This window comes from Shouchella lonarensis (genome assembly GCF_900096965.1).
GTDB lineage: Bacteria > Bacillota > Bacilli > Bacillales > Bacillaceae_D > Shouchella > Shouchella lonarensis.
This window is the reverse complement of the sequence record NZ_FMYM01000004.1, coordinates 176,579-196,960: the sequence shown is the minus strand read 5'-3', so window position 1 is coordinate 196,960 and position 20,382 is coordinate 176,579. Positions and strand designations below refer to the sequence as shown.

Genomic DNA, 20,382 nt, shown 5'->3' with positions numbered 1-20,382 from the left:
GGAGAGCTAGGAGAAGGATGGTCATAGAGAGTATACTAGGTACACGAAATAATTTTAGAACCACACCTATGCTGAGAAGGAGAATAATAAAAATGCTGAATCGAGCTTTCATTGAGACACTCCTTTCTGGAGGTATTAAACGAACGAACAAAAATAATTTAAATATTATCATAACATGGCCTGCATATTGGGGCAAGGAAAAGACGCCGACAATTATTGCGGCGTCTTCTTCTTGCGATAAATATGCCAAAGCATGGCGAGTATAAGACCAGCGCTCGACAAGCCAACAGAGAGACGGAAGAAAGGTGGTAAATAAGAGAACCTTACTTCGTTATCACCTTGTGATAGTTGAACACCTAAAAATGCATAATTGACTTGTTCAAGATCGGCTTTTTCCCCATTAACGGTGACCTCCCATCCTTTTTCATATGGAACAGGTACGGTCAGTAGAGAACCGTCCTTCGCATTTGGGACAGTCACATGAAGATGGTGGTTGCTAATGGAAACATCGAGTGGTTCGTTTGTCTCGCTTGCTTCACGTAAGAGATCATATGACTCGCTGTACAACTGAAAATCGCGAAGATCATAGCTTCCTTTAGGGACGCGTAAAGACAATGTGTCACTTGATTGTACCCTAATGGTTAAGTGATTTTCTTCGGTTTTATAAATCGACTTTAGTGACTTTCGGGATGTTTCAAATTCATTCACAGTCAATGGAAAGAGCGGTGCAGTAGCATCTCGATTTTTCAAGTAAAACGAAAGGTAGTCATCGACTTCATTTTCTGCTCGTTCGCCCACCTTAATATCTATGCCACCTTTTTTTTCAGTGACGGTGAGAACACCGTCTTCATATGTCCCCCCAACTGGGTGTATGGTTGCCTGCGGCATTTTGTCTGTCGCGGTTGCATCATAAGTGTCGCGCGCAATCTCATCACGGGCGATGACGCCTGTTAACATGGCGTGTTCACGTTCCAGCATGCTGAGCTCGGCAAGATCTTCTTCACTATAAATTGCGGTAGCGACGCGGGCAAATGGCAAGACAAGCTCATTTTCATATAAATGATATTGATCATTTGTGTCTTTTAAAACAAACCCATATGGAATCGGTGTATCTTCTTTAGGGTCAACGAGCTTATACGTTGTTTGAAATAAACTATGCAAATTCGCGCGATCACCAAAACCGTTATAACGGCTCACACTTTCACGATTCATGTCAATTTGTAAATGGTTGTAATAGAAAAACAGCAGGTGTTTATTAAAGATACTTGAATAGGCACTGTTCCCAGCAAAGTCTTGTACAAGTGGCGTGTTATTACGGAAACCAGCCATCCATTCTGTTCTCGGTAAAGGGCGCGCGTCTGTCGCTAGTACTTGATGAATCAACGCAGACTGCGTTTGACCGTCATATTGATCACTTTGTAAAAAGGCTGTCGACGTCTTTTGTAAGTTTCCTTCCACAAATAGCCGTTCATATTGATAGATGTTGGCAATAAATATTGTACACAAAATGAGCGCTGTGACAAGAACGCGTTGCCAGCGCAGACATAAACATAAAAGTGTCACGATGGTTGTACCAATGACGGTCCATAATTGTATAGGAAAGAGCCATTTGCTGGGATCAATGAAGAAAACGAGAAAAAGTAATGCAAGTAAAAATAAAGCAGCTGTACACCCAACACTGATGAATAACGACTTTCGGTTGGTGTTGAGCAATTTTGGTAGCCCAAAAGCAACAGCACCTGCGACTGCAAATGCACCCATATATTCAAACCGAAACTGTGGTGCAGAAAAACCATTAAAAGCACTTCCGGCAAGTGGACTATGGTGGAAAAGTAAAAATAGTCCTGTTAATATTGTAAACAGCAAAAATGGCTTGTGCTTATGAAGCGCACGAATAAAGACGAGTACGAAAAAGACAGCTGGGATAATCCATAATCTACTCGTAAATAAAACAATATCCCGTATTTTAAATGCTTCAATCGGAGCTGAAAACGCTGGTCGATAGTTTTGTAAAAAGCCATATGCTGCTGGGATAAAAGCTATGGCTGAGATCATGAATCCAAGTAGTAACGTTGGGATGTATAGACGAATTTGCGTCATACGTGTGGAGCGATCATCTGGAAAACGCATGATCAAACGGAGTAATGCGTACAATCCAATAAAAATAAGGTTCATATAAGCAAAATAAAAGTTATTGATGAGTGTAAGTACTGTTCCGATAATGAGCCAAGTAGGCTTCTTTTCGCGAATAATCTTCTCTACACCAAGTACGAGTATCGGTAACCATACATACGAATCAGCAAAAAACTCCCAAAACGCGGCATGACGAAAATACATGATACTCGCACCATACAAGACGGCCCCAACGAACGCATATACGGAAGGAACACGCATGTAGCGGAAAACAAGTGTAGATGTAAAAATGACGATCATTAGTCGAAAGGTACTAATAAAAACGGCTGCTTGACCCCAAAAAACGACTGTGTCAGCATGTCCGAATAAACCAAACCATTGTCCGAGGTAGACGACAACGCTAGTAAGAAGGAAAAACGTGCTCGTTGAGAAATAATAAGCGAGTTGGCTGTAAGTGCCGCCACCAAGACCAAAGTCATGTGCATAAAACCAAGCGCCATTTTTATATTGTTCAAAGAGAAACTGTTTAAACGGCAACATTTGTGCTGTGCCATCGTTCGGACCGACCATAAATTGACCGTGTCCCCATTGGTAAAAGAAAAAAGCGTGTGCGGAGAGCGCAACGACGCCACTGGCAATAAAGAGCCATAAGAGAGTTTTTTTATTGTTCATGAGAGATAACATCCTGTTTTAAAATTTTTGCACTCATAATAAACGTAATAGGGACTGTAAAGAACACCGCGAAGATCGGTGCGAGTACAGGCGCGAGTCCAATCCATTCAACAAGCACATAGACAAGTCCACTAGAAACAGTCAAGTTCACGACTTGCGTCAATGGAAACTGAAAAAATGTTTTCAATGAAGGTCGCACATTAAACGTGAAGAACACATTAAGGAAATAAGAGACCACCATACTTAATAAAAAAGCACAGACGTGAGAAACCATGTAATGGAAAAGAAGCCACTGAGTAAATACTAAATATAATCCGTAAAAAATGACTGTGTTTGTACCACCGACAAGAATAAACCGGCATATTTCTCCGTACGGAATTGTTTTACGATTGAATTTGCTCATAACGCTGCCTTTCTTTTTGTTCACTTGTTTCTTTAACTAAATAGTGAGGTCTACGTTTTGTTTCATTATAAATACGCCCAATATATTCACCAACGACACCAAGTGAGACAAGCTGAACACCGCCAAGAAATAGTACAGCTGAAATAATCGTGAAATACCCGGGGACATCAATACCGGTACGAAAGATTTCAATGAGCATCACGAAAATATATAGCAGTGCGCAAGTGAGTGTGATAGCGCCTGTATACAGGCAAAACCGGAGTGGGCGAACATTAAAAGAGACGATACCGTCAATGCCATAATTAATCAGTTTGGCAGGTGACCATTTAGATTGTCCATTTTTTCGGCACACATTATCATAATAAATGACTTTCTGTTCAAACCCAATCCAAGAAAATAATCCTTTTGAAAAACGGTTCCCCTCACTCATAACAAGGAGTGCATCGACGGCACGACGACTGAGTAATCGAAAGTCGCCTACACCATTTTCTAATTTCACGTCGACAACTTTGTTTATGAGCTTATAGTAAAACCCTGAGACAGTGCTGCGGATAATGTTTTCTCCCTTTCTATTTCTACAAGCAATGACTTGGTCATACCCTTCTTGATACCCTTCTAATAAAGCAGGAATCTTTTCGACAGGATGCTGCAAGTCTGCATCAATAATGATCACACATTCGCCTTGGGCATGCTTGAAACCAGCCAAAATCGCCGATTCTTTACCAAAATTGCGAGTGAAAGAAACGTATTGGACCTCTTGGTGCCAGACAGACAGGCGTTGCAAAAGCGGCAAGGTAGCATCACTACTGCCATCATCAATAAAAATGACTTCCCATGGCTCTTGAAGGAAAGACAGCGTATCTCGAAGCGCAAAATAAAAGGGCTCAATATTTTCCTCTTCATTAAATGAAGGAACGATTACAGATAAAAAAGTTTGAGTCATATGGGCGCCTCCAATCGTATTTTTTGGGAAAAGGGTGAAATGGGCGCATGTGTATAGCATCTCCAGTTTAACAAAAATATTTTACAGTTAGGTTGCAAAAATAACTAAAAATGTGTATCAAAATCACAAAATAAGAGACATTTTTTATAAAAATGACTAGCGCAGTGTGGTTTTTCCCGCTAAACTAGAGGTGTGAGGGGGAATACAGATGTTAGATCGTTATAAGCTGGTTATATTTGACTTAGATGGTACCTTATATGAGGAAACCGATCATTTTGATTATTATGCTGAAAAGTTAAAAGAAAACGTAGCTGCTTCGCAAAAAGACATGTTTTCTTTAGATTATGAGGCGATGAAGTCAGGGCGGCATATCGTCCAAATTGGAAAAGTGTACGATGTAAATCGTGATCTCGTTTTGACAATGGATCCAATGACGTTGCGCGTGACCGAGGCACATACGTGGGAAGGGGCGTCTTTATCAGAAATACAGACGCACGAATTGTATCCACAGGTACTCTCATTTGATTTTGAGAACATGATTGCCATTGGGGATGGTTGGTGGTATCCGTTTGTTTGTGCCAAACATCACGGTGTGGTTGATTGTTATGACAGTTATGTCGCGACAAAAGAATATATGGTATCCGACGATTTTTCGCTTGTACCACTTGCGGGACTTGTTGAAAATATTCGGATATTGAACGGGAAAACTCAAACAGTCGTTGTCACAAACAGCGATGCCGATGATGTTGCCCGATTGTTTCGGGAGCTAGGCTTAACAGGGGCATTTGAACATGTCGTGACATCTGCAAAAAAACCAGCGCAAACGACAACATTATTTAAACAATTGCTCCAACAGTATGATGTACAGCCAGAGGAGGCAGTGAGTATCGGTGATAATTTCATTAATGAGGTTGCACCAGCAGTGCTGCTTGGTATGGATGCGGTATATATTCATCCGCAACGACCTGTCGTTGATCATAAAAAAGTGCGTGTTGTGACAAGTGTTGTGGATCTTTTTTAGTTAGTGTAGTGGGTGTGGTGAAATGAACCGCACCCTATTTTTTGTACTAAAAATGAATGAAGGCGCAATAAAGAGGATGGAGCTATAAAAAGGGGAGAAAAGGATGTCAGTTAACATATTGGCGAAATAGTCGAATAGGTGCGGTGACAAGGCAATATATGAAAGAAAGTTCGTTTTAAACAGCATTTTATTTATGCTATGATAAAAAGAGCAAGGGTGAGTAAAAGGCGGTGAATGCTGTTCTTTATGCTGCATCGATGATGGTAAAGGAGGCTTTTTAATGAAAAAGGTTAGAATATTCGGTTTTTTATTGTTGTCTATATCAATGTTGGCGGCATGTGGAGATGAGAAAACAGGGGGCGATGCGAAACTCATTCGTGTTGGTGTTGCGAACGAAGCACCATATGGTTACATGGATATGGAGAAGGATGAGGTGACAGGGGCAAACCCAGAAATTGCTCGTGCTGTGTTTCAGTCAATGGGCTATGAAGACATCCAAGGAGAAGTGGCTGATTTTGGATCATTAATTCAAGGCGTTAATGCTGGCAATTTTGATGTTGTGACTGCGGGAATGGACATACGAAAAGAGCGATGCGAAAACGGTAATTTTGCTGATATTGAAATTCAGTACGGTGAGGGCATGGCTGTCGCAGCAGGTAATCCTTTAAATTTAAGGAGTTATGAAGATATTGCCAAAAACCGTGATGTCAAAGTTGCGGTCATGGCGGGCGCAAATCAAATTGATATGCTAAAAAGTCTAGGCGTGGACGATTCTCAGCTTGTCATTGCAGATGATATCCCTGCAAACATTGCTGCCCTAGAATCAGGGAAGGCTGACGCGATGGTTGCGACAGACGCAACAGTGAATGCCGCAGTTCAAAATGCACATACAGACAAAATCATATTTGTGGACGATTTCACTCAACCGCTCATTGAAGGGGTCCCACAAGTTGCTTATGGTGCGGCTGTGTTTCCGCTAACAGAGGAAGGTGAGCAATTGCGTGATGAGTATAATGAAGCACTGGCCAAGCTGATTGAATCAGGGGAATTGCTGGAAATTATTGAGGCATTTGGCTTCACAGAAGCGAATTTGCCACCGACAGATATTACAACCGAGCAACGTTGCAATATGTAATGGAGTGGATGAAAGGAGGCATTCCAATTGATGCCTCCTTTACTTTTGGAGAGGAGTAAAAAAGATGTTTACGAATGTCAGCACGTTTTTACCGTATATGATGACTGGTCTCATTGTCACGGTACAAGTCTTTTTAGTGAGTGTACTCATTGCGTATAGCATCGCTTTCATTGCAGGTATGGGACGAGCGAGTCATCATGTTGCAATCAGGGGGGTGTCGACTGTATTTGTAGAATTGTTTCGCGGTACTTCGTTGCTTGTGCAAATGTTTTTCTTTGCTTATGCATTGCCGCTCATTGTGCCAAATTTGGCGATGTCAACATTCATGGCTGGTGCACTTGCAATCGGTTTAAATTACGGGGCATACGCATCGGAAATTGTAAGGAGTGCGATACAGTCGGTCGGGCATGGTCAGACGGAGGCGGCGATCTCATTAAATATGTCAAAGTGGCAGCGGATGAGGTTTGTTATTTTACCTCAAGCAATTCGTTTGATGTTACCTGGTTTTGGAAACAATGCCATTGAATTATTGAAAGGGACGTCACTTGTATATTTTATTTCATTAGCAGATATGACATTTCGTGCGAATGTATTACGAGGAAGTTATACGTCGCTGTCCAATCAAATAGAAATTTACTTTTATTTATTGCTCATGTATTTTGTACTTGCATTGCCGCTCATATTCTTGGCGCGTAAGTTTGAAAAACGAGCAGGCAAGGGGGTGCGCACATCATGAATCAAGCATGGGATTGGGATTTTGCAGTTGAAATTTTTCCTGAAATTGCGCGGGCGATGGGCGTCACGGTCGGTGTAGCGGTAGCCGCGTATGTCATTGCTTTACTCGTTGGGTTGCTTCTTGCGTTGTTGCGTCGTTCACGATTCAAGCTGTTGGCGCTTATTACCGCCGGTTTTGTTGAATTTGTTCGCGCGACCCCACCGCTCGTACAGTTGTTCTTTGTTTTTTATGCAACGCCGTTAGACGGGTTACAGACAGGCATCGTCGTATTAGGGATTCATTACAGCACGTATATGTCTGAGATTTATCGTGCGGGTATCGAAGGGGTACCAAAAAGCCAATGGGAAGCAAGTAAGGCACTGAATTTTTCTCGGGCTCAAACGTGGCGTAAAGTCATTTTGCCACAAGCGGTCCCACCTGTAGTGCCAATGCTTGGGAATTATTTAATTGTTCTTTTTAAAGAAACACCGCTATTGTCTGCCTTGTTTGTTGTTGAGATGATGCAAGTGGCGCAATCGATCGGGACGAGTACATTTCGTTATGTTGAGCCAATTACAATTGTCGGCTTTTTATTCCTTATATTAAGTTATCCGGCGGCTTTATTTATACAGTATTTAGAACATAAAGTTGCTTCGTTGCACGGAAATGGTCGTAATGGGAAGGAAGTGAGTATGTGAAAACACAAACACTTGTACGTTATGAAAACGTTAAAAAAACGTTTGGTGAAGTAACGGTATTAAATGATTTAAATTTAGAGGTAAAAAGAGGAGAGAAGGTTGCACTAATCGGTCCGTCAGGTTCAGGAAAGACAACGATTATTCGCATGCTCATGACATTGGAGCGACCGACAGAAGGCATCATTGAGATTGACGGTGAAATGCTATGGCATAAAGAGGTCAATGGTAAATTAGTTTCTGCCAATGAAAAACATTTGCGGGCGATGAGGGGAAAAGTGGGAATGGTGTTTCAACAATACAATTTATTCCCACATATGACGATTATGAAAAATTGCACGACTGCTCCGATCCATGTGCTGGGAATACGTAAAGAAGAAGCAGAAGCGCGTGCATTGGAGATGCTTGAAAAAGTGGGTTTGTCAGATAAAGTAGATATGTATCCCGCGCAGCTTTCTGGTGGACAACAACAAAGGGTTGCAATTGCACGGTCACTCGTGATGCAACCACAAGTGCTGTTGTTTGATGAGGTGACAGCTGCGTTGGATCCGGAGCTTGTTGGTGAAGTGCTCGAAGTGATTCGTGATATTGCAGCAGAAGGAAACACAACAATGATGTTAGTCACCCATGAAATGGATTTTGCCGCTGATGTTGCAGACCAAGTGCTTTTTTTAGATAACGGTCAAATCGCAGAACAAGGGCCGCCAGAAAAGGTCATTCATGCACCCAAGACAGAAAGGTTACAAGCTTTTTTAAGTCGGTTTCATGCGTAAAGCTTACGGTATGTTCTCTTAGTGAGGGCATACCGTTTTTATGATGCTGATAGCGCTGTTTTACTATTGATCACCGCAGTTGTTTAAATTTTTAAACAAAATCCTTCCTAAAAAGATTTTAAGATGATATTGGAGAGAGTGGGTTCATAAGATGTATGAGAGGGGGGAGACAATTTGAATCGCGAGCGATACATCAAGCTGTTCTTTTTAATGCTTTTCATGGCGAGTGTTGTGTTAGCACCGTTTTCCCAAGCAAGTGCACAGGAAAGACTGATGTACGATGATGTAGAGGAAGCGTTGTGGCCATATATGACGGTGACAGATGATGGCGTCTTCTTTGATAAAGACAAGGCCATTGCAGATGGGATGTCAGAAGAACAATTGCTTATTGGGGAAACAGTGAATCGCTTAAATGATGCATATGGGCAAGGTGAAATGTCTCTCCAACTATCTATACCCATTTGGGGAAATTGGTGTGGACCAGGTCATGGTGGTGGGTTTCCACAAGATTTACTAGACCAAGGTTGTATGCAGCACGATGGATGTTATGCCGAGAAAGGATATTTTTCTTGTGAATGTGATGAGGCACTGATTGCACATATTGACCGTCATTTTAGCGAAATGAAGTTTTTTGAGAAGCTTGTGGCATTAGGGGTAAAATTTTTCTTTACAGTCATGATATGTCGTTGATATAGAAAGGATTTGAAGCAGATGGGGTAAAAAATGTCGCACTTACTTGTGCAATCATATCTATGTTTCTTTGGTTACCGAATATCGTTTTTCAATTATCGACGCCTTATTGGTTACTCACACTTGTTGTCTCTCCTGTAGGAATGTTTTGCGCGGTTCTTGCGGAAAAGAAAAGTTTAATTGTATTAAACTTGGTGATGTTTTTTAGCTTCTTTCTCGTCATGCTGCTTGGTTACGTCATCAATGGTGTGCTGGAATAGGAAGGGGGTATGTGAGACCTCCTTCCTATGTTTGATTGTTGAAAAAGACGAGCTCTTATACGATAGTAAAAGATAAAAATAGACATTTGTCAAACGTTTTTTCTTTTCATCGCGTAGGAAAATGTGCTATGGTGATGGGAGAAAACGCTTGCTTTCGAGCAAGAAGAATGATAAGTAGAGGGGATGAAAAAGTGAAGAGGAACGAGAAATGGCTAAAAGCGTGTGTGCTCACAGCTGGTTTACTATGGCTCTCTGCGTGTGGAACCGAAACGCCGGAAGATGCAGTCTCCAAATACATAGAGGACTGGCATGCAGAAGCATATGATAAAATGTATGCGCGTTTGACGAAAGAAGCACAAGCAAACATTAGTGAAGAAGCATTTGTGAAAAGACATGAAAACATTTATGCACTTATATCAGAATTACAAGTGAAGCCGACATTTCCGGAATCGTTTTCAGGTGAAGAGACAGATGAAATTAAGGTAGACGTGTCTATGGATACGATTGCAGAACCGGTTTCGTTTACGGAGGCATTAGAAGTTGTATTGGAAGAAAGTGATGAGGGAAAAGAATGGAAAATTGCATGGAAACCACAGCTCATATTCCCAGAGCTTGAGGGAGATGATGAAGTTTCTTTTGACCGATTTGAAGCGACACGTGGTGAGTTGTACGCAGCAGATGGAGAAGTGTTGGCTGGGAACGGGGAAGTGGTGGAGATTGGTTTTAAAGCTGGCAATGTAGAAGAAGGGAGTGTTGAAAGTGTGGCTGAGGCATTCCCGTTGGACGTAGCGTATATTCAGTCTCAGCTTGAACAAGGTTGGGTAAAGCCCGATTCCTATGTACCATTGATGAGATTACCAGCGTCAGAGGAAGAGTATGCATTAAAGATGGCCAATGAGATACCTGGATTAATGAGGGGAATGAAGTCAGATCGCGTCTACCCCCTCGGTGAAGCGGCAGCGCATTTAACAGGATACATTGCCCAAGTCACAGCCGAAGATTTAGAAGACCGTGCAGGAGAAGGATACCATCAGCAATCAAAAATTGGTAAGACAGGATTAGAGGCCGTGTTTGAGTCGCGTTTACGCGGAGAAGATGGGGTGGAGATTTATACAAAAGATGCCACAGGGGAGAAAAAACACACGATTAGCGAGAAAGAGATGGCCCCCGGAGAGGACATTCACTTAACGATTGATCCGAAAGTACAACAAACAGTGTATGAGCAGTTGAAAGAGGAGGCCGGTGTCGGTGTTGTGTTGCATCCAACGACGGGTGAAACGTTGGCGCTCGTCAGTGCCCCGACGTACGATCCGAATAAGTTGGCGCTTGGCTGGCCAGGAGCATACGCAGAAGCCGCGAGTGAAGAGAATAACAGTCCAATGTTGAATCGATTTACGGCGAGTTACTCTCCTGGTTCGACATTTAAGCCGTTTACTGCTGCGTTAGGATTGAAAGAAGGGACATTAGATCCACAGGCGTCAATGACTGTGTCTGGTAGGGAGTGGCAGCCTGAAGGATCAGACTGGGGTACGCATAAAGTGAAGCGTGTGTCTGATTATGGGGAACCAGTTGACTTAAATCGAGCGCTTGTTTACTCAGACAACATTTATTTTGCCCAGCATGCGCTTGAGTTAGGAGAAGAGCGGATGATTTCATTTGCTGAGGAGCTAGGTTTTGGTGAGCCCTTCCCTTATTCATATGGTCTTAAGCCGTCGAGTTTTACGAATGAAGATGGCTTTGACAACGACATTCAGTTAGCGGATACAGGCTATGGTCAAGGACAAGTGTTAATGAACCCCGTTCATTTAACAGCATTGTATACAGCTTTTGTGAATGATGGAAAAGTCATTCAACCCGTATTGGATCAGAAAGAAGAGAAGTCTAAAGTATGGAAAGAAGTGTTTACGCCTGAAATTACGCAACAAATTGATCAAGCGTTAGTAGAGGTTGTTACCGACAAGCGTGGGACAGCGCATGGGATGCAAGTGGACGGAAAGTCTCTTGCCGCAAAAACGGGAACGGCACAAGTGACTGGAGATCAAGGTGAGCAAGATGAAGATTTACTCGGCTGGATTGTGGCTTATGATCGAGAGCCGGGGCAACTTGTTGTGGCGCTCATGCAAGAAGGCGCGTCTAGTGGTGATTTAATTAACAAAATGAACGCAGTTTTTACAAACGCACAATAATATAGTACGAAAAAACCAACCTAAACAGTATGAACTGTCGGTTGGTTTTTTAATATGTTGATGATCAACAAGATGGTTTATAGCCGCCTTGCCCACCGTAACCACCATAGCCACCAAAGCCGCCAAAGAGACAGAGTAAGATAAATACAACGACGATAATACCAATGATCCAGCCAAATCCACCGCCACAGCCAACACCACCATACGATCCACATGGTGGTGGCGGGCAGCATCCTTGCCCGTAACCTCCGCCGTAATAGCTCATAAAAGCACCACCTTTCCGGTTTACTACAACATATGGATTTGCCCTATAAAAGGTGATGGAAGCGCAAAATTTGGGCAAATGACTATACAAGGAAAGAGGGTTAAAATGCGAGCCGGAAGTGGAATGACATCGGTTGTTTCACGTCTTTATGATCAAGTGTATGCTCATCTGTATAAGGTGAAAAAGTATCAACCGTAACTGTTTGCAAATTTGGATTAAAAGAGAGTAAGCGAATAAAGCCATTACCACCCTTTTTAAAGCGTTGATAGTCAGTTAATAATTGCACGACTGTGCGATCTGTTTTGCCATCACCGTCATCGTCAATGCGATCGAACTTTTGGGCGGTACCTGAATAGTGTCCACTTAAGACAAGCTGGACATTAGGAGAAGGAAGAATGAGTGTTTGGAACAGCTTTTCTCCATCACCAGACCGGCTACCGTCCAATTTTAAATAACGGTGGGTTGCAATGATGACAGTGTGTTTCGGATGCTCGTCTATTACAGTTTTCGCCCAGCTGAGCACGTCATCGTTTAAACCATACCCAATGTGTAACATAAGGAACTGATGGGAGGAAACCTTAATTTCATCATAATGTGCCCGATTATTTTCATATGTTCCTTTGTAATACGAGCGGTTTTTAAAGCGTTTTTCACCGAAGTAGTGACTGAAATGTTTATAATTTAATTCATCATGAGCGACGTCATGGTTGCCGGCGAGTACACCGTAGGGGACAAGCGCAGTATCTAACGTTTTCATGGCTTTATGTGCATTGATCCATTCTTTTTCCTTGTTATGATGATTGACAATGTCGCCCGTATGAAATACATAGCGAATGTTGTCTGCTTGTGCCTCCTGAGCGATCCAGTCAGTGATGCGCTCGTATATGTGGGGATACTTTTCTGAATAGTATTGTGTATCTGTCATCCATACAAAGGTAAATGGGTGGTTTTGTTGTGCAGAAACAGTGCTTATATTAAATATGAACGTGAGAATGAGTAGGAAAATAAGTTTTTTTGCGTTTTTGTATGTGTTTTTCATGGGTACCTCCTTATCGATCTTAGTGTATCCAGACGTGGACGAATCATGTTAGGATACTTAAGTGTTTTTCTTTGCCTAAAAAGGGCGTTCATGCTACGATTTTGGTAAATGCCGTCGAGAAAGGGTGGATTCATGTGCAGAGTAGCGAAAAAGTTGCACAGATGATTGAAAATGTAGAACGTGTCATGATAGGGAAAACAACTGAGATCCGCCTTGTTTTTGTGGCACTATTGGCCGGTGGACATGTGTTACTAGAAGATGTTCCAGGTGTTGGAAAGACAATGTTTGTAAAAGCTGTGGCTCGAACAATTGGGGGTTCGTTTAAACGGATTCAATTTACACCAGATTTATTACCATCAGATGTGACGGGTTTTTCCTTTTATAACCAACATCATGGTCAATTTGAATTTCGCCCTGGACCGATTATGGGCAATGTTGTGTTAGCTGATGAAGTCAATAGAACATCTCCTAAAACCCAGGCAGCGTTGTTAGAAGCTTTGGAAGAGGGGTATGTCACTGTTGATGGCACTACACGTCAGATTGAAGCGCCTTTTTTTGTGATGGCGACACAAAATCCGATTGAGTATGCAGGCACGTTTCCACTTCCTGAGGCACAGTTGGACAGATTTTTGTTAAAAATAGCGGTTGGGTATCCAACATTTACAGAAGAGTTAGCGTTATTAGACCGCGTTATGCATGAGCATCCAATTGCAGCGTTAGAAAGTGTGATGACGCCAGAAGATATTGTTCATTTGCAACGAGCAGTGAAACATGTTTATTTAGCAGAAGAAGTAAAATCTTATTTGGTTCAAATCATTCAAGCAACACGTTTTGACCCGCATATTGAGCTGGGTGCTAGTCCACGAGCGGCGATTGCGCTCATGCGTGTGTCACAAGCGTATGCATTCTCAATGGGACGCACGTACGTAAAACCAGATGATGTGAAGGCAGTGACGCCTTATGTACTGAATCATCGCATACGCTTAAAGCAGGAGCGACGCCATAGAGAGATGCGACCAGAGACGGTCATTGAACAGTTACTAGCGCAGATTGAAGTGCCAGTCATGATAAAAGAGAAGGTTTCGTTGTGAAACGAACAAAAATGTCTATGCAAATGAGACGGTGGTTATTTGCATGTCTCCTCTTTGCGGCGAGTTTTGTGTATGCCTTGTTTCGAGGTGGTTTTGTAAGCTGGTTTTTATTTTATGCAATCGTCAGTGTTGTCTTATTTTCTTGTATCGTTTCGTTTTTATCTTTATGGGGCATTCAAGTTGCGCGACAAATATCGACACAGGAAGTACCATGTTTCTCCCATGTCGATGTGAAAGTGATGATAAAAAAACAACGTTGGTTGCCTGCTTTTTGCTATGAGGTTGTCGATCAAGTACCAAAACGATTGCAGGCGACAAAGACGCAACGCGCATGGTTGTCTCCTTCGTTGAGAAAGCAAGTATCATTTTCTTATGTAGTTCAAGCGACTGTGCGTGGCCAACATATATTTCCTCGTGTAAATGTGACGGTCCACGACTTGTTCGGTTTACTAGCGCTTAAACGAACAATTCCAGTGACAACAGAAATGCTCGTCTATCCGGCATATTGTCAGCTAGATGATTTGGCGTATGCGGATGTAAAGGAACAAACGACAAGAAAATGGTTGCACCAACAAGAAGACTATGCATTTGCAGGTATTCGTGCATATGAACCAGGGGATCGTTTAGCTAGAGTGGACTGGAAGCGTTCTGCTGGTGTCACTGGATTGTTCACAAAAATGTTTGAAACAGAAGCACATGAACAAGCGATCGTCATAGCCTTCCCGTATGCCGGTCGTGCTAAGGATGAAGCGACCTTTGTTCGATTTGAGCAAGCGGTGTCGAGTGTGACGTCTATTGTGGCGACGTTAACCGCGGGACAAGTGACATCATCTCTATTGTTTTATAATCAAGGGTGGCAAACATTGTCGGTGTCAAAGTCGTCGTGGTCAGCAGCGTTACGCACGTTGTCCTTACTGTCTTTAACGGAAAACGAAGTAATTTCACCACAAGATATCGTATTAACACATGAAAAAGTGGTTGTGTTTCTCGTGATACCGATTTATACGTCTGCTACTGAGCAAGTGGTGCGGTCATTTTTGGATAGAGCACAACATGTTTATGTGACCATTGCTTCGCGCATATCTATGCATGAGCAAGAGACGCTAGAAGCGGCAGGAGCGATGTTTCTTCATGTGCCACAACAACGATATGAGCAAACAGACGGGGAGGCGTTTTGTCGTGCGTGAACGATTATGTGATGCATTGCTTTATACGGGTGGATTATTCCTTGTTTTAGAATGGATTTATCCAATCCCTTTCTTAACGCATACAGATAATATTACGATTTTCGCATGGGCATTCGTGTTGTTCTTTGTCGTTGCTTTTATGAACATAGCGCCCTCCCTACGGTTTATGTTACGTGTGCTAATCATTATGGGTGCGCTGTTTCTAGGGTTTCCAACTGATGCAGGACAGTCTTGGTTTTCTTACATGGTACAGGAATTGATTGATCAGCCGTTGTCTATATTATCCTCTGGAAATTTAGCAAATGTAACGGATTTTTATAGAACTTTTTTATTTCTCATTGTGCTTTCACTTGTATCTCACGTGCTTTTTTATTGGATTGTGTACGGTCGCCGGATTTTATCTTTCGTGGTCATCACGATTGTGTTTGTCATCATTGTTGACGCCACGACGGTTTATGATGCAGGTGTAGCGGTCATGCGTATTTTCGCCATAGGTACGTTTTTATTTATGTTCATTCGTTTTACGGAGCAGTATAGACAGATGAAGCACGTCAATGAGCGGAAAGGCTTGTTTGGTGTCATGACGTTGGGGATCCTTTGTATGATGGGTGCACTTCTTACTGGATATACATTACCAAAGGCTGCGCCTGTCTTTTCTTTTGGCACAGACAACAGGCAGTCTGGGGAGGGAATGAAAAGCGAGGGGCGCACCGGTTACGGTGAGGACGATCTTCATTTAGGTGGACCGTTGATGCAAGATGAGACACACATTTTTCGGGTATGGACTTCCTCTAAGCAAGCATACTTAAAAGGTGAAACGAAGAATATGTACACAGGCACAGGGTGGGATCTGATTGCGTCAGAAGAAGGACAGGAACAAGGGCGCTTTGTGGAACCGTCTTTGTTAGAACAAAATGTGCGTACGGATATTGTGTCATTCTCGGAGGAAAAAACTGCAACGTTTTTGGGTCAAGGGCCGGATGTCGCGTTTGATCATATTTTTTATCCTGGACAATTGCAATCGTCAAGCGTTGTTGGTTGGCGTAACACAGAAGATGAAGACGTTTATAACGTTCGGATCGATCCTTTGTCGAGCAAGGTAAGATTAGAAAACGGAGAAGCACCACCCGGGTTGTATGATGTCGTGTATCGGGATGCGACATATGATTTTGCAGCGTTAAAAGAATACGACATTCAGTATGACTTTGAAGATGAAAACATATGGCTATTTACACTATTACCTGAGGAGCTACCAGATCGCATTAAGGAAAAGGCACAAGAAATTGTTGGGGAGGAAACGCATCCTTACACCCAAGCAAAAGCGATTGAAAGTTATTTAAAAGGCCCCGATTTTCATTATGAGACAGACGATGTCCCTATTCTTGAAGAAGGAAAAGATTATGTAGATCAATTTTTATTTGATACACAGCGGGGATATTGCGAGCAATTTTCGACAGCGATGGCGGTTATGTTACGTACACTCGATGTACCGACGCGGTGGGTGAAAGGTTTTGCTGGAGGAGAGAAGGCGCAGCTTCCAGAGGAAGACATGTTGCAGATGGGACGCGAGGGTTACTTAATTAAAAACCGTCACGCTCATACGTGGGTAGAAGTGTATTTCCCAGAAGTTGGTTGGATTCCTTTTGAGCCGACACCGGGTTTTGCCGGTTTCTCGCACATTGCGCAGTCAGACTCAGATGATGAAGCAAAAAAAACACCTGATACACCTGATGGACAAGATGAACAGGCAGCAAGTGAACAACTGGAGGATGCAGGCAAAGATACCGTGACAAAAGAAGATAAGAAGTCATTATCTATTGATCTTACGTTGTTGTTAGCGGTGTTTGTTGTGTTCATGTCAATTGTTGTGTTGGTTGTGAACACTTTTTATAAAACAATTGTCCGTTTTTTTGCCCAAAGACGATTTCAACAGCAAATGAGTCCAACGTCTTTTAAAGCGGCGTATATGCACTTACTCTGGGTGCTTCATGTACATGGGTATGAACGGGGAAAACCACAAACATTGACAGAGTATGCGGCAAAAATTGATGAAGCGATCGGCGGTGACCATATGCGGTCGTTGACAGCTGTGTATGAACAATATGTATATGGTGGACGTGTGCCGAACCTACAAGCACATATCTATGAAAAACATTGGAAAATGATGTTAGCAAAAATCAAACCTTGACCATGCAACGCGCTACTTGGTAAAATAGACGCTGTGAAACATGCATAGAGACGGAAGATGAGTGTCATCATGTAGGTAGATCTAGAGGGTGGAATGAGGGATCGAACAAACAGTTTTTCGGAAGTAATTACCGGAATGATACGGTTTTTGTATCCTGAAAGGGTTTGGTCGGCTACAACCTGGTGCGTATGAAACGTATCGGGATTTGTAGCCGTTTTGTTTAAATAATTTAGCGATGTAAAGGGTGGATGGTATGCAAAAGGCGAGTCATGAGACGGTGATTGTCCTTGATTTTGGCGGGCAGTATAATCAGTTAATTACGAGGCGTATCCGTGATCTTGGTGTATATAGTGAACTACACTCCCATAAGATGACGGCTGCAGAGATAAAAGAGAAGAACCCAATAGGCATTATTTTTTCAGGTGGTCCTAATAGTGCCTATGCGCCAGGTGCACCGACATGTGACCCCGCGATTTATGATTTAGGGGTGCCGATCTTAGGAATTTGTTATGGTATGCAATTGATGACGCAACATTTTGGTGGGAAAGTAGAGCAAGCTTCACAGCGTGAATATGGGAAAGCGTTGTTAGAGGTCGCTCATGAGTCTCAGTTATTCGAAGGAACCCCTGCATCACAACCGGTGTGGATGAGCCATAGTGATAAAATTGTTGTCCCACCCACTGGATTTACAGTTGATGGTACGAGTGATTCTTGTCCTGTTGCAGCGATGAGTGATACATCGCGCAATTTGTACGGTGTGCAATTCCATCCGGAAGTAAGACACTCTCAACATGGGAATGAACTACTGAAGAATTTTGCCTTTTCAATTTGTAACGCAAAAGGTGATTGGTCCATGGAGAATTTTGTTGAGGAACAAATTTCGAAGATTCGTGAGCAAGTTGGGGACCGACAAGTATTGTGTGCTCTTAGTGGTGGCGTCGATTCTTCTGTTGTCGCTGTGCTCATTCATCGTGCCATAGGTGACCAGCTGACGTGTATGTTTATCGATCACGGTTTGCTACGCAAAGGAGAAGCTGAAAGTGTCATGAAGACTTTTAGCGAAGGGTTCAATATGAACGTTGTTAAAATCGATGCATCTGAACGTTTCCTCGGAAAATTAAAAGGTGTGACCGATCCAGAAGAAAAGCGGAAAATCATTGGAAATGAATTTATTTACGTCTTTGACGAAGAATCAGCCAAGCTTAAAGATAAAGAAATGGAGTTTCTGGCGCAAGGCACATTGTATACAGATATTATTGAGTCAGGAACAGATACAGCGGAGACCATTAAGTCACATCATAATGTTGGTGGTCTACCAGAAGACATGAAGTTTAAATTGATTGAACCGTTGAGTGCATTATTTAAAGATGAAGTGCGCGCGGTCGGAACTGAACTAGGTATTGCAGAGGAAGTGGTTTGGCGCCAACCATTCCCAGGTCCAGGTCTAGGTATTCGCGTATTAGGTGAGATCACGGATGAGAAGTTAGAAATTGTCCGTGAGTCGGACGCTATTTTACGCGAGGAAATTAAAAAAGCGGGGCTCGATCGGGATATTTGGCAATACTTCACCGCGCTACCAAACATGCGGAGTGTTGGTGTGATGGGGGATGCACGTACGTATGACTACACAGTCGGTATTCGTGCGGTCACATCGATTGATGGGATGACATCAGACTGGGCGCGTATCCCGTGGGATGTACTTGAAAAAATTTCAACGCGTATTGTGAATGAGGTTCCTCATGTGAATCGGATTGTTTATGATATTACAAGTAAGCCACCTTCTACAATTGAGTGGGAGTAAGTAAGACATGAAAAACCTGGTAGCACCTTATGTGCGCACCAGGTTTTTGTTCGTCATAAATAACTTACTGCTTGTCCATGTTACTAAAGGCTGCCTGAACCGACGTAATGCTGCTGCCAATACGTGTTGTTTAAGTTCGATTGTTCTACGCCACTTGAAGCAGCATGAATAAAGCTGTTGTTACCAATGTAAATGCCAGCATGTGTAATATAGGCATCTGTTTCATATGTGTTCGTAAAGAAGACGAGATCGCCTACGTTTGGAGATGAAGTGGGGGAAGCCATATCGTATAGCCCTTGTGCACTTCGTGGTAATTGAATACCTTGTGTACCAAATACATAATGAATAAAGCCGCTGCAGTCAAAACCTGTTTGCGGTGACTGTCCGCCCCATGAATAAGGTGCGCCAAGTTGATCGAGCGCTACGTCAATGAGTGATGAATGGGTTGCATTTGATGCAGGTGCTGCTGTTTGTATCGGTTTTGCAGTCTCGTTTGTTGAAGTTGTTTGGGTCGTCGCTGTGGTTGGGGTTGCAATTCCCAGTGCTTGCATCGTTTTTGGACCAACAATCCCATCCACTTGCAATTGATTCGCTGCTTGAAAGTCTTTGACAGCGTCCTCTGTTTTAGGACCAAAAATGCCATCAACATTTGTGCCTACTTTTTCTTGTACTTGTTTTACAACATCGTTCCGGTCTCCTAGGCGAACAGTTTTTACTGTGACGGGTGTACTTGCCTCGGTTGTTGTCGTTTGTGGCGAGGTCTCATTAACTTTAGTCATGTCAACACTTGCGGACGCTTCGCCGTTTAAAGCGAACAGGGCTGTGGTTGCAAGTCCTACTGTAGCAGCTGAGCGAAGTACCCATTGTTTCCATGTGAGCGATGTTGTGCGCGTTTGGATGTTTTTCACGAAAATGCCTCCTTGAATAATCGTCCTTGTTATTAATGTAACGTATGGACATGACAAAACGTTTATTGGTCGATTACGAAGACATAACAATTCTAAAACAGTTAGATGTGCGACTCTCGTAGGGGATAGGAATACTCACATTAGATTTTTTGCAAAAAAAAAGCCGTGGACACTTGGTCCACGGGAAGTCGAACTATATTTGAAAAGGGGGTCAAATCACATGTCTCTATTATAAAATGCAGCGATTGCGAAAAGGTTACAACTTGATTAAAAGCTT

The 20,382-nt window shown here is 42.7% G+C and carries 18 protein-coding genes; 12 read left to right on the top strand and 6 right to left on the bottom strand.

From position 1 onward, the window contains the following. Positions 1 to 213: 213 nt before the first annotated feature. From BLT29_RS05520 to BLT29_RS05510, 3 genes are read right to left on the bottom strand one after another with little or no spacing between them, the layout of a single operon-like run. Positions 214 to 2,805: a YfhO family protein gene (locus BLT29_RS05520; protein ID WP_176763824.1), complete on the bottom strand. Its 2,592-nt coding sequence runs from the start codon at positions 2,803 to 2,805 to the stop codon at positions 214 to 216. Then, positions 2,795 to 3,208, bottom strand: a complete 414-nt coding sequence (locus tag BLT29_RS05515) for a GtrA family protein (RefSeq protein WP_090775385.1) — start codon at positions 3,206 to 3,208, stop codon at positions 2,795 to 2,797. Before BLT29_RS05515 ends, BLT29_RS05520 begins: the two co-directional genes overlap by 11 nt. After that, positions 3,189 to 4,151: a glycosyltransferase family 2 protein gene (locus BLT29_RS05510; protein ID WP_090775324.1), complete on the bottom strand. Its 963-nt coding sequence runs from the start codon at positions 4,149 to 4,151 to the stop codon at positions 3,189 to 3,191. Before BLT29_RS05510 ends, BLT29_RS05515 begins: the two co-directional genes overlap by 20 nt. Before the next feature lie 208 nt (positions 4,152 to 4,359). Here BLT29_RS05510 and BLT29_RS05505 point away from each other — a divergent pair, with 208 nt between their 5' ends. From BLT29_RS05505 to BLT29_RS05470, 8 genes are all read left to right on the top strand, one after another. Further along, positions 4,360 to 5,172, top strand: coding sequence for an HAD family hydrolase (locus tag BLT29_RS05505; protein ID WP_090775323.1), 813 nt, complete (start codon positions 4,360 to 4,362; stop codon positions 5,170 to 5,172). Positions 5,173 to 5,452: 280 nt separating this feature from the next. Then, complete coding sequence (gene ehuB, locus BLT29_RS05500; protein WP_090775322.1) at positions 5,453 to 6,307, top strand: ectoine/hydroxyectoine ABC transporter substrate-binding protein EhuB; 855 nt, start codon at positions 5,453 to 5,455, stop codon at positions 6,305 to 6,307. 64 nt (positions 6,308 to 6,371) lie between these two features. After that, complete coding sequence (ehuC, locus tag BLT29_RS05495) at positions 6,372 to 7,043, top strand: ectoine/hydroxyectoine ABC transporter permease subunit EhuC (RefSeq protein WP_090775321.1); 672 nt, start codon at positions 6,372 to 6,374, stop codon at positions 7,041 to 7,043. Further along, the gene (ehuD, locus tag BLT29_RS05490) at positions 7,040 to 7,720 is read left to right on the top strand and encodes an ectoine/hydroxyectoine ABC transporter permease subunit EhuD (RefSeq protein ID WP_090775320.1); all 681 of its coding nucleotides are present in this window, start codon (positions 7,040 to 7,042) and stop codon (positions 7,718 to 7,720) included. Before ehuC ends, ehuD begins: the two co-directional genes overlap by 4 nt. After that, positions 7,717 to 8,490 (top strand): ectoine/hydroxyectoine ABC transporter ATP-binding protein EhuA, encoded by a 774-nt coding sequence (gene ehuA, locus BLT29_RS05485; RefSeq protein ID WP_090775319.1) that lies wholly within the window; start codon positions 7,717 to 7,719, stop codon positions 8,488 to 8,490. The genes ehuD and ehuA overlap by 4 nt, the downstream gene beginning before the upstream one ends. Before the next feature lie 174 nt (positions 8,491 to 8,664). Next, positions 8,665 to 9,180, top strand: coding sequence for a phospholipase A2 family protein (locus tag BLT29_RS05480; RefSeq protein ID WP_090775318.1), 516 nt, complete (start codon positions 8,665 to 8,667; stop codon positions 9,178 to 9,180). Between the two features lie 62 nt (positions 9,181 to 9,242). Further along, positions 9,243 to 9,440 (top strand): hypothetical protein, encoded by a 198-nt coding sequence (locus BLT29_RS05475; protein WP_090775317.1) that lies wholly within the window; start codon positions 9,243 to 9,245, stop codon positions 9,438 to 9,440. Between the two features lie 191 nt (positions 9,441 to 9,631). Continuing rightward, the gene (locus BLT29_RS05470; RefSeq protein ID WP_176763823.1) at positions 9,632 to 11,626 is read left to right on the top strand and encodes a penicillin-binding transpeptidase domain-containing protein; all 1,995 of its coding nucleotides are present in this window, start codon (positions 9,632 to 9,634) and stop codon (positions 11,624 to 11,626) included. Positions 11,627 to 11,690: 64 nt separating this feature from the next. Here the strand turns inward: BLT29_RS05470 and BLT29_RS05465 are convergent, their stop codons facing one another. Together BLT29_RS05465 and BLT29_RS05460 are read right to left on the bottom strand one after the other, a co-directional pair. Next, entirely contained in the window at positions 11,691 to 11,891 is a 201-nt protein-coding gene (locus BLT29_RS05465; protein ID WP_090775315.1) for a hypothetical protein, read from the bottom strand. 100 nt (positions 11,892 to 11,991) lie between these two features. Beyond that, positions 11,992 to 12,930, bottom strand: a complete 939-nt coding sequence (locus tag BLT29_RS05460) for a metallophosphoesterase (protein ID WP_090775314.1) — start codon at positions 12,928 to 12,930, stop codon at positions 11,992 to 11,994. A 161-nt stretch (positions 12,931 to 13,091) separates the two neighbouring features. On the opposite strand from BLT29_RS05460, the gene BLT29_RS05455 reads away from it, so the two are divergent. From BLT29_RS05455 to guaA, 4 genes are all read left to right on the top strand, one after another. Then, entirely contained in the window at positions 13,092 to 14,021 is a 930-nt protein-coding gene (locus tag BLT29_RS05455) for an AAA family ATPase (RefSeq protein WP_090775384.1), read from the top strand. Beyond that, complete coding sequence (locus BLT29_RS05450; RefSeq protein ID WP_090775313.1) at positions 14,018 to 15,208, top strand: DUF58 domain-containing protein; 1,191 nt, start codon at positions 14,018 to 14,020, stop codon at positions 15,206 to 15,208. The genes BLT29_RS05455 and BLT29_RS05450 overlap by 4 nt, the downstream gene beginning before the upstream one ends. Further along, on the top strand, positions 15,201 to 17,396 hold the full coding sequence (locus BLT29_RS05445; protein ID WP_176763822.1) for a DUF4129 domain-containing transglutaminase family protein: 2,196 nt from the start codon (positions 15,201 to 15,203) through the stop codon (positions 17,394 to 17,396). The genes BLT29_RS05450 and BLT29_RS05445 overlap by 8 nt, the downstream gene beginning before the upstream one ends. Positions 17,397 to 17,649: 253 nt before the next feature. Beyond that, positions 17,650 to 19,197, top strand: coding sequence for a glutamine-hydrolyzing GMP synthase (guaA, locus tag BLT29_RS05440; protein WP_090775311.1), 1,548 nt, complete (start codon positions 17,650 to 17,652; stop codon positions 19,195 to 19,197). Positions 19,198 to 19,280: 83 nt separating this feature from the next. On the opposite strand, the gene BLT29_RS13855 is transcribed toward guaA, so the two are convergent. Further along, entirely contained in the window at positions 19,281 to 20,105 is an 825-nt protein-coding gene (locus BLT29_RS13855) for a C40 family peptidase (RefSeq protein ID WP_090775310.1), read from the bottom strand. Positions 20,106 to 20,382 lie beyond the last annotated feature (277 nt).